Genomic DNA, 13,983 nt, shown 5'->3' on the forward strand with positions numbered 1-13,983 from the left:
TTTCTCACAACATAATTAAGGCAAATTTTCAAGCCATTTTTTGCATAAACAAGCTGAATTCTTCACGTTCTGTTTGTAAGGTAAAGATTTTGCTATGTGCAAAATTGCTTCTTTTGCAGCCTTGATTTCATCATTGACAATCAAGTAATCAAACTCTTCTATATGTTTCATTTCGTTATAAGCGTGCATCAAACGCAATCGAATCGTTTCATCAGAATCGGTTTGCCTGAAATTCAACCTGTCTCTTAAAACTTGTTGATTTTTAGTAGTAACAAAAACCGAGTAAGCCTCAGGATAATAATTTTTAATACTTCGATGTCCTTGCACATCAACATCAAAAACAATCAATTTTTCAAGATTTAACGCCTCTTGAATTGGAGCTAAAGAAGTCCCGTAATAATTTCCATGAACTTCTGCCCATTCTAAAAATCTACTTTCTTCAATATCTTTTAAAAATTCTTCTTCAGAAACAAAATAATAATGTTTGCCATTTTTCTCTCCCTCTCTAGGAGATCTTGTGGTTGTTGAAATTGAAAAATAAATGTTGGGAATATTTTCTTGCAAGTATTTACATAAGGTACTTTTTCCAGATCCGCTCGGACCTGATAAAATCAAAATCCCACCGCTTTCCATTATTTTTTCTTATTTGGGAAACTGATATTAATGGTCAGTTGCATCCCATCAAGCAATGATTTCAAACTCTCTAAAGGTGCATTCTTTATCAAGTCCTGAACGCTTTTGCCTGAAACAAAGCTTTCTTGTGAAACCTCGTGTTCTTCTTGGTTAATATCAATTTCATCCAAACCTAATTCTTTAGCCAAATCCTCATTTGCAGGTTCCAAATCATATTTACTTTCTAAAATTTCTTTGTCCTTATTTGTTTCTAGAGGAGCTTGTTTGCTTTGAGGCTGTGTTAAAGAAATCTCATCATCCAAAGCACTCATAATATCTTTTTCATCGATATTTTCAAAATTTTCAACCTTATCTGTTTCTTCCATTAGCGTATCCTTTTTGCTTGTTTCTTCAAGTATTTTTTTCACTTCATCAATCTGATTTTTATCAAGTATGCCCGACTCACTTGAAACATCTTTTTGGACTTCAGTTTTTTCATTTTCTTCAAACATTTCTTTATCCTCAATGGCAGAAATTTCTTCGTTTTGGGGCTGTTCTTGAGGGATATTTAAAGAAAAAGGATCTTCTTCTTTTTCCTCTTCAGGGGATTTGTGGGATTCATCTAGAACACCATCAAAATTTTCTTCCAAAGAGTGTTTATCATCTCTGATATCTATTGCATCGCTCAATTCTTCCAAATCATCCAAACCAAAATCCATTTCTTTAGCAAGCTTTTCCTCATCTTCTTGAGGAGATTTGAGTTCAAAATCAGAATCCAAATCTTTATTTTCAGAAGATACAAACTCTTTGGTCTCTTCTAAAGATTCCTCATCGGATTTGCCAAAATCAATCGAACTTTCTTCATCAAGAGCCTCTGTCTTTTCATCTAACTCTAAATTTTCCAAACTTTCCAAATCAAATCCATCTAAATCAGAATCCAAATCTAAACTTTTTGAATCAAAATCAGACAGATCTTCAAGATCATTCCTTGCAATATTGCTTGTAGTTTCCTCAGTAATACCAAATTCAGCAAGCTTAGGTTTAAGGATATCTAAAATTTCGGTAGGCAAAAAAGGCTTTTTGACATAAAAATTAAATCCATCTGCTTCTGGGGTCGAACGTTTATGTAAATAACAGCTTAAAGCAGGCTGATGCGCTTGAATAAAACCAAAAAAATCACCTGTAACACTATCATCTGCAAAAAAGAACACTTTATCTTCAGGGTCTTGAAACTCAAACCCCTCTTGCACGACAAGCTCCAGCCCCAGTTTTTTCGCAACTGCCTCAAAAAGCTTGGCTACCATCGAATCGCTATTTATCAAAAGTATCTTCAATTTTCGCTCCGCTTGTTTTTTAAAAAGTGTTAGGATTATAGCAATTAATTGCCTTATTTTAGATTAAGGAAAAAGGATGTCTCGGCGTTTTGTTATACTTTGCTTATTTATCGTTTCATCGGGTTTTCTCACGGCCGCCCAAATGCTTTATTTTATGCCCTATGAACAAAAAGACGCTTTATCTTCACTGATAAAAACAATTGATTCTTCGCAAAAAAATATTGATATCTCCATCTACAGCTTTACCCATAGAGAAATTGCCAAATCCCTCAAAAATGCGGCTAAAAAAGGAGTGAAAATCAGGATTATTTATGATTATGAATCCAATGAAGATAATCCCCGCTCAACTATCGGGTATCTGAGCAAATACAATGGGATTCAAACCTGCTTGCTTCAAGGAAAAAGAGCAAAAAATGACAAATACAACGGTATTATGCATCAAAAAATTGCTCTCATAGATGGCAAAATACTCTTTATAGGATCAGCCAACTGGAGCAAAAATGCTTTTGAAAACAATTATGAAGTGCTTTTAAGAAGCGATGATAAAGCAATGATTTTAAAAGCAAAAAGCTATTTTGAAAAAATGTTTTCGGTGTGCAAACCCTACTGACCCAAATGTTTTTTTACCATTGAAGAAATCCTGCGTCCATCAGCCACCTGACTCAAATGTTTGAGGACTCCCATTACTTTCCCCATATCTGCAGAACCTTGTGCACCGACTTTTTGAATTGCCTGGATCACTTCTGCTTCAAGCTCTTTGTCATCAAGCTGTTTGGGCAAATACTCCAAAATAATTTTCATTTCAGCACTTTCTTTTTCAAACAAATCTAACCTTTGAGCATTTTTATAAGCCTGTGCGGCGTCCTCTCTTTGCTTATAAGCGCTTTTTAAAATCTGAATCACATCCTCATCACTCAATACTTTTCTCTGATCAACCTCCACTTGTTTCAGCGAGCTATTGAGCATACGGATAGTATCGCGCCTGAATGCATTGCCCTCTTTCATTGCAATTTTAAGATCTTGTGCCATTTTTTCTTTGATCGCACTCATTTTTATCCTTTTCTCTTGGAATAAACTTTGCTTCTAATTATAAGCAAGGTTTTAAAAGGATTTAATAATGAAAAAAAGAATTGGTAACCATTCAAAAATTTTATTTGTGACTTTTGTGGCAGTTTTTGTACAAGCCTATGAACCAGAAATCGACCTTTATCCGCCAAAATACGTTGAGGAAATGCCCTCTAAAGAATTCATTCCTGAATTCAGCAAACCAGGTAGTCTTTTTGGGCAAGGAGAAAGACCTTTATTTGCTGATAGAAGAGCAATGAAGCCCGATGACCTCATCACTGTGATCATATCTGAATCATCTAGTGCAGACTATTCCACTTCAAAAACCTATAATACCGCTTCAGGAGGCAACTCCACACCTCCAAGATTGAATTACAATGGCAACAATGAGAGAAAAAAACAATCTACAGAATTTTTAGATGATCAAACAAATTATAGTCTTACCAAACCCACCAATAATACCAATTTTAAAGGCGGAGGCTCTCAAAATAAAAGTGAAAATCTTACATTAAATATCACAGCACGGATTATCAAAGTCTTAGAAAATGGCAATTATTTCATATATGGCAATAAAGAAGTTTTGGTTGATGGAGAAAAGCAAATCCTTAAAATAAGTGGCGTCATCAGACCTTATGACATCAGTAGAGACAATACGATTCAATCCAAATTTATCGCCGATTCTAAAATTGAATACAGCAATATCGGAGCACTTAGCAATACTAAGAAGAAAAAATTTGCCTCAGATGCGCTTGAAACAGAATGGCCTTACTAGATGAAAAAAATTGCTGTTATTCCCGCTAGAGGTGGAAGCAAAAGAATTCCAAAAAAAAATATTCGACTCTTTTGTGGCCAACCGATTTTGGCCTACTCTATTCAAAACGCAATCCAAAGTGGTGCATTTGATGAGATTATCGTCAGCACAGATGATGAAGAAATTGCTGAAATTGCACGATCGCATAATGCAAAAATACCTTTTATACGTCCAAAACATCTTGCTCTTGACACTACCCCTACTTTGCCTGTCATTGCTCACGCGATTGAAACTCTTGGTATTTCAAAGGACGATTTAGTCTGCTGTATTTACCCTACCGCACCGCTTTTAGAACCCAAATATATTATTTTAGGGCTTGAAAAGCTTATGGAAAATCCTCACAAACTCTATGCTTTTTCGTGTGTAAATTTTGATTATACACCTTGGAGAGGATTTTTGATTGATAATGAAAAAATCTCAATGCTTTTTCCCCAACATTCCCTCACCCGCTCTCAAGATCTCTCAAAAATTTATCACGACGCAGGTGCATTTTATTGGGGAAGAGCAAGTGCGTTTTGTGAAGGAAAAATGATCTTTGAATCCCATTCTTTAGGCATTGTCCTTCCAAAAATGTCAGTTCAAGACATTGATACGCCTGATGATTGGGAAATTGCAGAAATAAAATACAAACTCAAACATTCCCGATGAAAATAAAAATATTCTGCGAAGCCGGAAAAAATCAAGGCTTAGGGCATTTAATGCGCTGTTATCGGCTTAAAAAAATGCTGCTAGATTTGGGGTATCAAGCTCTTATTTATCAGAGCGGTGAAGAGAATTCCTCTCTGTCTGATTTCCATTGCAAATGGTTGGATGAAGATAAGATTGAAAACCTGCTCCAAGAAACTGATGTTGCTATTATTGACAGCTATGAAGCAACAGAACATATTTATCAAAAAATTATGGCTTTAGTGAAAAAACTCATCATTTTAGATGATAACAATCGCATTCCCTACCCTAAAAATGCAATTATTTTAAACGGGGCTTTGGGAGCACAAACCCTTTATCCAAAGACCCCCAATCATCTTGCTGGCATTGAATTTTTAATCTTTGATAAAATATTCTTTTGTGAAAAAACCCCAAAACCCCAAGTTCAAGATATTCTTATAACATTTGGAGGGACTGATCCTTTAAACATAACCGAACGCGTCATTACAATCATTAAGGATAAACCCTATATCTTTCATATTGTTTCAAGAGAATCCCTTAAAGTTCTAAAATCCCAAAAAATCAAACCTTATCACAATATTTCTCCATCACAAATGGCAGATTTAATGCAAAAATGCGACATTGCAATATCTGCAGGCGGAGGAACGCTAAATGAATTAGCAATGTCGCAAGTCCCTACTTTAGTCATTCCAACTGCACCTAATCAAATATTTCAAGCTAAAAACTGGGAAAAAACAGGAGCTATGAAAATCACAAGCTTTCAAGACATTTTAAGAGATTTAGATACAATAGTCCCTATGAAAAAGCGGGAAAAAATGATTTTAAAATACAAAAACATACCCTTTGGAAAACTGCTTTCAAACAAACTCCAATCGATTCTTCGTGAGACAAAAGAATGAATTTTTACATTAACAACATTTATGCCCTTGATTTTACCCGAATGGATCATCAGGATCATTTGAAAGTTCTAGATTTTCGAAACCACCCTGACATTTCCAAATGGATGTATTCAAAAAATATTTCTTTGGATTCTCATCTTCAATTCATTGATGAATTAAAAAAAAATCCCACCAAGCATTATTGGCTTTTTAAAAAAAATCAAACTCTATTAGGGGTGGGTTCAATCACACGAATCAATCAAACCCATCGCCACGCTTATTTAGGGATTTATAAAAATCCAAAACTCTCAAAAGTTGGAGAGGAAATTTTAAAATGCTTAGAATACATTGGTTTTAAAGAGTTTAATCTACACGCTTTGCATTTGGAAGTGATGGAAACCAATCAAAAAGCAATCTATTTTTATCAAAAACACAATTATATCGAAGAAGGAAAACTGCTAGATTTTGTTTGCCAAAATAGCACATATCTCAACGTTTGTCTTTATGCCAAAAGGAATCCTTATGAATAGGCCTATGATCGTTGCAGAACTAAGTGCCAACCACAATCAAGACTTAAATATTGCAAAAAAATCCGTTTTAAGTATCAAAGAATGCGGTGCAGATGCCATCAAACTCCAAACTTATACACCTGAATGCTTAACATTAAATGCCAAAAATCAATATTTTCAAATCAACTCAGGCACTTTATGGGATGGTACAACCCTCTATGAACTTTATGAAAAAGCCTACACACCTTGGGAATGGCATCAAGAACTTTTTGATCTAGCAAGAAATATCGGACTAAAAATCTTTAGTTCGCCTTTCAGCTTAAAAGCACTAGAATTTTTAGAGTCTCTAAAATGCCCGATGTATAAAATTGCAAGCTTTGAGATCACAGATACGGATCTGATTTATCACACTGCCAAGACTACCAAACCCATCATTATTTCAACAGGAATTGCTACAGAAGATGAAATAAAAGAAGCACTCAAAGCTTGCAAAGAAGCAAAAAATCAAGATATCACATTGCTTCAATGCACGAGTTCTTATCCGGCATCCATAGAAGATGCCAATCTACTCTCAATGCCTGAACTCGGTAAAAAATACGGTGTCAAATATGGATTATCTGATCACACAAAAGGCTATTTATCCCCGATCATTGCGACAAGTCTAGGGGCTTCAATGATAGAAAAACATTTTATTTTAGACAAATCTTTAGGGGGACCTGATTGTGCTTTTAGTATGGACGCAAACGAATTTAAAGAAATGGTTGCACAAATTAATCTTTGCATATCAGCACTTGGAGAAGCCAATCCCAAAACAGATCCTGAAGTATTAAAAAACCGACGAAAATTCGCCCGAAGCCTTTTTGTATGCCAAAACATCAAAAAAGGTCAAACACTCAATCACGAAAATATCCGCTCTATCAGACCTGGTAATGGAATCCCTCCAAAACATCTCAAAAACATTATCGGTAAAAAAGCACTCAGAGATCTCCCATTTGGAAAACCGCTTCAATTTGAAGATTTTATTTAATCTTCTGGCATTTTTGACAAATCACAAAAAGTTTCATATTATGACTGATAAGCTTAGCAGAATACTTTTGGGCAACCTTGATTTGTCTGTCTTCTATTTCAGAATCTACAAATTCAATAATCTCTCCGCAATGCAAACAAATGATATGGTCGTGATGCTCTTTTGCTGCAATTTCATATCTTCTGCCACTTTTATCAGCTTCCAAAGCGGTAATAAAATTCTCTTTTTCCAAAAAACTCAATATTCTATAGACTGAAGAAATGCTAGTCGTTCTGTCTTTAACCTTTACTTCAGAAGCAATTTCTTCAGGACTTAAATGAGTACCGCTTTTATAAAGAACTGCAAGAATTTCCTCTCTTTGTTTGGAATTTTTCAAGCCATTCTTCTTAATCGATGACCTCAGCCTGTCTAATATGGATTCTAGTGTCTCCAATCTGTTGTTCATATCAAACCTCAATTTTAAAATTTTCACTAAATTACGACGCTATTTTCTATTTTACTCTTAATTTGGATATATTTTTGTAAAACTAACACTGAATCTATTGAATCTTATGTAATTTTAATAAATTATTGGGTAAAAATCAATATAATATTTTGAAAAATTAACAAAGCAACGAGGTGAATATAATGTTTGGAAGTAGCAAAAACTCTCAATTTCAATTGGCTCAAAAAGATGCTGAAATCGATCAGCTCAAAAAACAAGCAGAAATCTACAGATCACTGGCAGAATTTTCTCTCAAAGAAATTGTGATTGGCATTAAAAACGGAAAAGTGGTCTTTAGAAACGAAAATGCTTCAAAGATTTCCAATCCTGATGAAATCATTCTAAATCTCAAAGAAGGTATCAGCAATCTTTCGATCAAAAATCGCAGTTTTGAGGTTAAAAGCAAAAATATCGAAGGCACAATTTATTACACACTGCTTGAAGTCGAATCTGTGTTTGACAAAGAAAACGGGCTAGATCTTTTCCAAACTTATCACAAAAGCCTCAAAGATGGTCTAACTGAAGCTCAAAACTCATTTCAAAATATTCTTACTGATAGTAAAAATATCCTAGAAAAAGCTGCCGAAGCTGAAAAAAATGGTGTTCAAGGCTTGGATGCAAGTTTGAAAGCTTCTCAAAACGTCAATAATCTCTATGAAAAAATGCAAAATGCAATTATGTTGGTCAATTCCCTCACGCAACGCAGCAACGAAATCACCAACGTTATTTCATTGATTGATGATATTGCTGAACAAACCAATCTTTTAGCGCTTAATGCTGCTATTGAGGCAGCTAGAGCCGGAGAACACGGCAGAGGTTTTGCAGTCGTAGCCGATGAAGTCAGAAAGCTCGCTGAAAAAACTCAAAAAGCTACCAAAGAAATAGCCATCGTAGTCAAATCAATGCAACAAGAAGCCAGTGATATCCAAACAAGCACCGATGAAACAAATCATATTACTGAAGAAGTAAAAGGGAGTATTGATGAAATTTATCAAATGGTTGATTCTCTCAAAGATGGCGCCCAACTTGCAAAATATGCGATCTACAATTCAAATAATAGAATCTTTTGTGCATTGGCCAAAATCGATCACACCGTGTATAAAAATAATCTTTATGCCTTGCTATTTAAAATATCTGACTCTTTCAATCAAGTCCAACATCAAAATTGCCGCTTGGGCAAATGGTATTTTGAAGGCGATGGTAAAAAACACTTTGCCTCTACACAAGGCTACAAAAACCTTGACAATTTCCATGCTGCAGTCCATACAGAAGCAAATGCTTTGGCAAAAGCACTTTTGGACAGCTCAAGTGTTCCATCTAAAAATTTCATCGATCAAAAAGTATCTTCAATGGAAAGTGGCAGTCTTGGCGTTATGAAAAGTATTGATGAAATGTTAGTTGAAAAACAAGATGACATCAACAAAAATATGCAAAATGTACTAAACAAACAAAAACAATCTCAAGATGTTTGATAAAGAAATTGCTGCAATCAAACATTCTAATCTCTATCGCGAACGCAAAATCTTTAAAAATACGCTAAAAGATTTTGCCTCTAATGATTATCTTGGTCTTTCTCAAAAAAAGAATCTTGCAAAAAAAGCTTTTAAGCTTCTTGAAAAACAACCAAGCCATTCTCCTAAAGCTTCCCTTTTAGTTAATGGCTATTCTCCTTTACACCGCACTCTTGAATCAAAACTTTGCGCACTCAACGGATTTGAAGACGGTGTGATTTTAGGAAGCGGATTTTTAGGAAATATCGCACTTTTTGATGCCCTCATACGCAAAAACGATAAAATATATATTGATGAAAAATACCACGCCAGCGGGATTTATGCTGCAAAAAATCTCGGGGAAAAAGCCATATATTTCAAACACAATGATCCACAAGATCTCCTAAAAACAATTCAATCTTCCCCTCCAAAGGGCAGAATTATTATTGCTATTGAAGGCGTATATTCTATGGATGGAGATATTGCCGATAAAGCATTTGCCCAAATCGCTATTTCAAAAAATGCTCTCTTAATCGTAGATGAAGCCCATAGCACAGGGAGTATCGGCGAAAATCTATTGGGATACTTCGACCACTATCATATCCCCATCCAACCCAACTTTATCAAAATGGGAACATTTTCAAAGGCCTATGGAAGCTATGGAGCATACATACTTGCCAACAAACAAATTATCAACTTCTTGTGCAACCGCTCAAAAAGCATTATTTATACGACTGCTCTTTCTATATTTGACACTGCCTTAGCTCTAATCAATCTAGAATATATTCAAAAAAATAAGCAAGCCCTGATTGAAAAAATTCAATCCCATAAAGCAGTAGTTCAAGAAATTTTGGGCTTTTTTCCTCAATCTCAAATTCTCATTATTCCCTTCAAAAATACGCAAGAAATGCAAAAAACGCATCAAAAACTTCAGGATAAAAAAATTTTAGTCGGAGCCATCAGAAAACCGACGGTCAAACAACCGATATTACGAATTGTTTTATCAATAAAAAATTCTCCCAAACAAACAAAAAAATTGTGTAAAATAATCAAAAAATCTCAAGGTTTATGATGCTCAAAAAAATTATTATATTTATTCTAGGAATTTTTGTTTTATCCATTGCTGTCTATATAGGAATGTTGTGGATGGACTTAAGACAAGATGTTACTAAAATCAAAAACTACCAACCCCAACTTGCAACACAGATTTTTGATCGAAAAGACCGCTTGATAGCCAATATATACGATACAGAGTTTCGATTTTATGCTCATTTTGATGAAATTCCCCCCAAAATGATTGAAGCACTTTTAGCCGTAGAGGATACGCTTTATTTTGAACACGAAGGTATCAATTATGATGCCATCATACGCGCAATGATCAAAAATATTAAAAATGGCAAATATGTCGAAGGAGGAAGCACTCTTACCCAACAGCTCATTAAAAATATGGTTCTTACGCGCGATAAAACCCTATCTCGAAAAATAAAAGAAGCGTTGCTATCTATCCAGATTGAACAAACTTTGACAAAAGAAGAAATTTTGGAAAGATATTTCAATCAAACATTTTTTGGTCACGGTTATTATGGAGTAAAAACAGCTTCTATGGGTTATTTCAAAAAGCCTCTCAACCATTTAAGTCTTAAAGAAATTGCTATGATTGTAGCCCTTCCAAGAGCTCCAAGTTTTTATGACCCTACAAAAAATCTAGACTTCTCTTTAAGTCGAGCCAACAATATCATTAATAGAATGCATAATTTAGGATGGATCAGCAAGGAGGAATTTCAAAAAGCTATAGCTGAAATCCCACGTGTCTATAACCAAACCCTTACTCAAAATGCAGCTCCTTATGTAACTGATGAAGTTTTAAAACAACTTAGCAATATTCAAGATATCAAGACTGGTGGCTATAAAATCAAGTTAAGCATTGATTTGGATTACCAAAGAATTGCCCAAGAAGCGCTCAAATTTGGCTATGAAAATATTAAAACAAGATTAAATAAAAATAAATCACATCCATCTCCAGAAGAAGAACTCACCGATTATGATTCCTTAAATGGGGCAATGGTAGCTACAGATACAAAAACTGGGAAAATTCTCGCACTTGTAGGGGGAATCGATCATAATAAAAGTGCTTTCAATCGGGCTACTCAAGCAAGAAGACAGCTTGGAAGCAGTATCAAACCCTTTATCTATCAAATCGCTTTTGACAGCGGGTATTCAACTGCTACCACCGTTCCTGACGTAGCTAGAAGCTTTAATAAAAACTACAATACCAATCAAGCAGATAAAGAAGATGAATATTGGAGACCCAATAATTTTTCCAAAAGCTTTAAAGGTCTTGTAACACTTAAAGAAGCTTTAAGCCATTCGCTCAACCTAGCTACCATTAATCTCGTCGAAATGGTAGGCTTTGATAAAATCTACGCTCAACTCCAAGACTACGGATTTAAAAATGTTCCCAAAGATATGTCTATTATCCTTGGAAGTTTTGGTATTTCGCCTTTAGATGCAGCCAAAGAATATTCGATTTTTTCAAATTACGGAACGATAGTGCAACCCACTTTGATCGAAAGTATCGCCGACAATAAAGGAAATACTAAAATATTTGAACCGATAGAAGTTAAAAAAGTCACTTCCGCAGAACAAGCTTTCTTAACCGTATCCATTTTAAAAGAAGTCGTCTCAAATGGCACAGGCAGGCGCGCTAAAGTCAAAGGCATAGAGATAGCAGGAAAAACAGGGACAACAAACAATAACGTTGATGCGTGGTTTTCAGGTTTTACGCCCTCTATTCAAGCCATCATTTGGTTTGGAAGAGATGATAATACCCCTATTGGACCTAGAGAATCTGGCGGTATCGTCTCTCCCCCCGTATTTGCATATTTTATGAAGAATGTCCTTAAGATTGATCCAGGATTAAAACGAAAATTTGATATTCCTGAAGGTGTCGCAAAAAAAACAATCAATGGAAGCGAATACTACTATACTCAAACTTCTAAACTCCCTGTCAATAAATCTCAAGATAGTATTGATGAAAAATTACTGTTTTAAGAACAAACTTGGAATTAGCTTTAAATAGAAATTTACCTAAAACTAGCTAGAATTTCCACAATTCAATATAGAGGTGAGCAATGAAACTAAAACTAGCCCATATACCCCACGTAGCCAACAAAATCGCATTAGACATTGCCAACTCCAATCTATTGGAACTCAAAGTCCCGATAGAAAACGTGGCAAATTTGGCTAAAAAAATCTTGGAAGACGACATCAAGAGGGAATTAGAAATTGATCAAAAAGCTAAAAACCTATTGGAAGAAAATCTAGATGAAATTGAATTTATGCGTGCAGATGAAAGGCAATTATTCTGGATGATCAAGCGTCAAATCGCTGAAAAAGAAAATTTTCTTTTGTCTTGGGAAGATAGATATAATGAACTCTCGCATAAAATACTTGATGAAATCAGTCTTGAAGGTTTTATTGAATTTAAAGTATCAGAAAATCTCATTAAAAATCTTATCTTTAAATCCATCGATACGTATTCAAAAATGTATGAAGAGATTGAAGAAGAAGTTGTTGAAAAAATAAAAAACTACAAAAGAAAACTTTTAGCAGGCACAGATGAATATGAATTGGTTTTTGAAAAGCTTTATGAAGAGGAACTCAAAAGAAAAGGGTTTTTATAATGCAAGACGTTTATCTTTATTTTGAAAATGGACTTTTTCTACAGGGAAAAAGTTTTGGAGCAGCAGGCACAAGCGTGGGTGAAGTCGTTTTCAATACATCAATGAGTGGCTATGAAGAAATCATTACCGATCCGAGTTATGCAGGACAATTTATAATCTTTAGTATGCCCGAAATCGGCATTGTAGGAACAAACCCCTTAGATATGGAGTCAAGGGCAGGATTTTGCAAAGGCATTATCGTTCGCCATTACAATGAATTTCACTCAAATTTCAGATCCATAAACTCTTTAGACACTTTCTTAAAATCTCAAAATATACTAGGCATAGCAGGTATTGATACAAGATCATTGATCAAAACTATCCGCAACAACGGCGCAATGATGATGATAGCATCGACAGAAATCTCAAACCAACAAGAATTAAAAAATAAGCTTGAAAAGTCTAAAAATATCCAAGAAATCAACTTAATGCCAGAAGTCTCTACAAAAACTCCCTACAAACACAAACACGGTGTATTTGATTTCAATACTTTTGAATATGCAACCCCCAAAACCCATAAAAAAATCATCGCAATTGATTTTGGCGCCAAGAGAAATATTTTAAATGAACTTTGTGCCGTCGGGCTTGAAGCAGAAGTAATGCCCCATAATTTTCAAGCCCTTGAAATCATTCAAAGATTCAAAAATGGAGAAATTCAAGGAGTTTTCCTGTCCAATGGTCCAGGCGATCCTTTGATGTTAAAAGATGAGGTCGAACAAATCAAACTCCTCATCGAAGCAAAAATCCCGATATTTGGAATTTGTTTGGGACACCAATTGCTCGCTATAGCACACGGCTATGAAACTTATAAACTAAAATTCGGTCACCACGGCGGCAACCATCCGGTAAAAAACCTCATTACCCAAAGCGTAGAAATCACTGCTCAAAACCATAACTATTCTGTCCCTGAAGAAATCTCTCAAATTGCTGAAGTCACCCACAGAAATCTTTTTGATAATACGATTGAGGGAGTCAAATATAAACATTCTCCGATATTTTCCGTCCAACATCATCCCGAAGCAAGTCCAGGACCCAAAGAATCCAATCATCTTTTCAAACAATTCGCAAATATGATTTAAACCTTAATATCTAAAATATGCGAGCTCTTTAAGGGGGTTTCCTCTTTGGATTCTTCAGACTTTGGATCTTTTGATTGTTTCTCTTTGGAATTTCCATAAAACCCGCCATTCCCTTGAGCATCAGGTTGAACGGCTTGAGAATCCTCTGTAGGACGAACTTCCCCAATAATTTTAAGCTTATCTTCAAATTCTTTATTCGTGATACTAATCAGATCACTTCTACTTATAGAATTAGCTTGCTGGACTGAACTTGCTTGAGTATTTTGATTGATATAAGTTACGTTACCGATAGGTGAAATCGCCATT

15 protein-coding genes and 1 pseudogene are annotated in these 13,983 nt (G+C 35.0%); 11 read left to right on the plus strand and 5 right to left on the minus strand.

From position 1 onward, the window contains the following. Positions 1 to 15: 15 nt before the first annotated feature. Positions 16 to 633: a guanylate kinase gene (gmk, locus tag BKH41_RS07870; RefSeq protein WP_095298757.1), complete on the minus strand. Its 618-nt coding sequence runs from the start codon at positions 631 to 633 to the stop codon at positions 16 to 18. Beyond that, positions 633 to 1,946, minus strand: coding sequence for a hypothetical protein (locus BKH41_RS07875; RefSeq protein WP_095298759.1), 1,314 nt, complete (start codon positions 1,944 to 1,946; stop codon positions 633 to 635). The genes gmk and BKH41_RS07875 overlap by 1 nt, the downstream gene beginning before the upstream one ends. 76 nt (positions 1,947 to 2,022) lie before the next feature. Between BKH41_RS07875 and BKH41_RS07880 the strand changes: the two genes are divergently transcribed. Next, on the plus strand, positions 2,023 to 2,556 hold the full coding sequence (locus BKH41_RS07880) for a phospholipase D-like domain-containing protein (protein WP_095298760.1): 534 nt from the start codon (positions 2,023 to 2,025) through the stop codon (positions 2,554 to 2,556). Here the strand turns inward: BKH41_RS07880 and BKH41_RS07885 are convergent. Further along, positions 2,550 to 2,996, minus strand: coding sequence for a GatB/YqeY domain-containing protein (locus tag BKH41_RS07885; protein ID WP_095298761.1), 447 nt, complete (start codon positions 2,994 to 2,996; stop codon positions 2,550 to 2,552). The two genes, BKH41_RS07880 and BKH41_RS07885, sit on opposite strands and share 7 nt — an antisense overlap. A 67-nt stretch (positions 2,997 to 3,063) precedes the next feature. On the opposite strand from BKH41_RS07885, the gene flgH reads away from it, so the two are divergent. From flgH to pseI, 5 genes are read left to right on the plus strand one after another with little or no spacing between them, the layout of a single operon-like run. Further along, a complete protein-coding gene (gene flgH, locus BKH41_RS07890) occupies positions 3,064 to 3,783 on the plus strand; it encodes a flagellar basal body L-ring protein FlgH (protein WP_095298762.1) in 720 nt (239 codons plus the stop codon). After that, entirely contained in the window at positions 3,784 to 4,470 is a 687-nt protein-coding gene (gene pseF / locus BKH41_RS07895) for a pseudaminic acid cytidylyltransferase (RefSeq protein ID WP_095298764.1), read from the plus strand. Then, complete coding sequence (locus BKH41_RS07900; protein ID WP_095298765.1) at positions 4,467 to 5,387, plus strand: glycosyltransferase; 921 nt, start codon at positions 4,467 to 4,469, stop codon at positions 5,385 to 5,387. The genes pseF and BKH41_RS07900 overlap by 4 nt, the downstream gene beginning before the upstream one ends. Beyond that, on the plus strand, positions 5,384 to 5,896 hold the full coding sequence (gene pseH, locus BKH41_RS07905) for a UDP-4-amino-4,6-dideoxy-N-acetyl-beta-L-altrosamine N-acetyltransferase (RefSeq protein ID WP_095298767.1): 513 nt from the start codon (positions 5,384 to 5,386) through the stop codon (positions 5,894 to 5,896). The genes BKH41_RS07900 and pseH overlap by 4 nt, the downstream gene beginning before the upstream one ends. After that, the gene (gene pseI / locus BKH41_RS07910; protein WP_257875445.1) at positions 5,889 to 6,902 is read left to right on the plus strand and encodes a pseudaminic acid synthase; all 1,014 of its coding nucleotides are present in this window, start codon (positions 5,889 to 5,891) and stop codon (positions 6,900 to 6,902) included. Before pseH ends, pseI begins: the two co-directional genes overlap by 8 nt. Here the strand turns inward: pseI and BKH41_RS07915 are convergent. Beyond that, the gene (locus BKH41_RS07915; RefSeq protein WP_095298771.1) at positions 6,895 to 7,347 is read right to left on the minus strand and encodes a Fur family transcriptional regulator; all 453 of its coding nucleotides are present in this window, start codon (positions 7,345 to 7,347) and stop codon (positions 6,895 to 6,897) included. The two genes, pseI and BKH41_RS07915, sit on opposite strands and share 8 nt — an antisense overlap. Positions 7,348 to 7,529: 182 nt before the next feature. Here BKH41_RS07915 and BKH41_RS10195 point away from each other — a divergent pair, with 182 nt between their 5' ends. The 5 genes and pseudogenes from BKH41_RS10195 to carA all read left to right on the plus strand — a co-directional run bounded on the left by BKH41_RS10195 (position 7,530) and on the right by carA (position 13,677). Next, positions 7,530 to 8,858: a methyl-accepting chemotaxis protein gene (locus BKH41_RS10195; protein WP_095298773.1), complete on the plus strand. Its 1,329-nt coding sequence runs from the start codon at positions 7,530 to 7,532 to the stop codon at positions 8,856 to 8,858. Beyond that, a complete protein-coding gene (locus tag BKH41_RS07925) occupies positions 8,851 to 9,948 on the plus strand; it encodes a pyridoxal phosphate-dependent aminotransferase family protein (protein ID WP_095298775.1) in 1,098 nt (365 codons plus the stop codon). Before BKH41_RS10195 ends, BKH41_RS07925 begins: the two co-directional genes overlap by 8 nt. Continuing rightward, positions 9,948 to 11,843, plus strand: a pseudogene (locus BKH41_RS07930) (PBP1A family penicillin-binding protein); the annotation flags it as partial. The gene BKH41_RS07925 and the pseudogene BKH41_RS07930, both read left to right, overlap by 1 nt. Positions 11,844 to 12,007: 164 nt before the next feature. After that, positions 12,008 to 12,559, plus strand: coding sequence for a DUF507 family protein (locus BKH41_RS07935; RefSeq protein WP_095298779.1), 552 nt, complete (start codon positions 12,008 to 12,010; stop codon positions 12,557 to 12,559). Further along, entirely contained in the window at positions 12,559 to 13,677 is a 1,119-nt protein-coding gene (gene carA / locus BKH41_RS07940; RefSeq protein ID WP_095298781.1) for a glutamine-hydrolyzing carbamoyl-phosphate synthase small subunit, read from the plus strand. Before BKH41_RS07935 ends, carA begins: the two co-directional genes overlap by 1 nt. Here carA and BKH41_RS07945 read toward each other — a convergent pair. Beyond that, on the minus strand, positions 13,674 to 13,982 hold the full coding sequence (locus tag BKH41_RS07945; RefSeq protein WP_095298783.1) for a hypothetical protein: 309 nt from the start codon (positions 13,980 to 13,982) through the stop codon (positions 13,674 to 13,676). The genes carA and BKH41_RS07945 overlap by 4 nt on opposite strands. Position 13,983 lies beyond the last annotated feature (1 nt).

It is taken from the genome of Helicobacter sp. 12S02232-10, assembly GCF_002272895.1.
Lineage (GTDB): Bacteria > Campylobacterota > Campylobacteria > Campylobacterales > Helicobacteraceae > Helicobacter_J.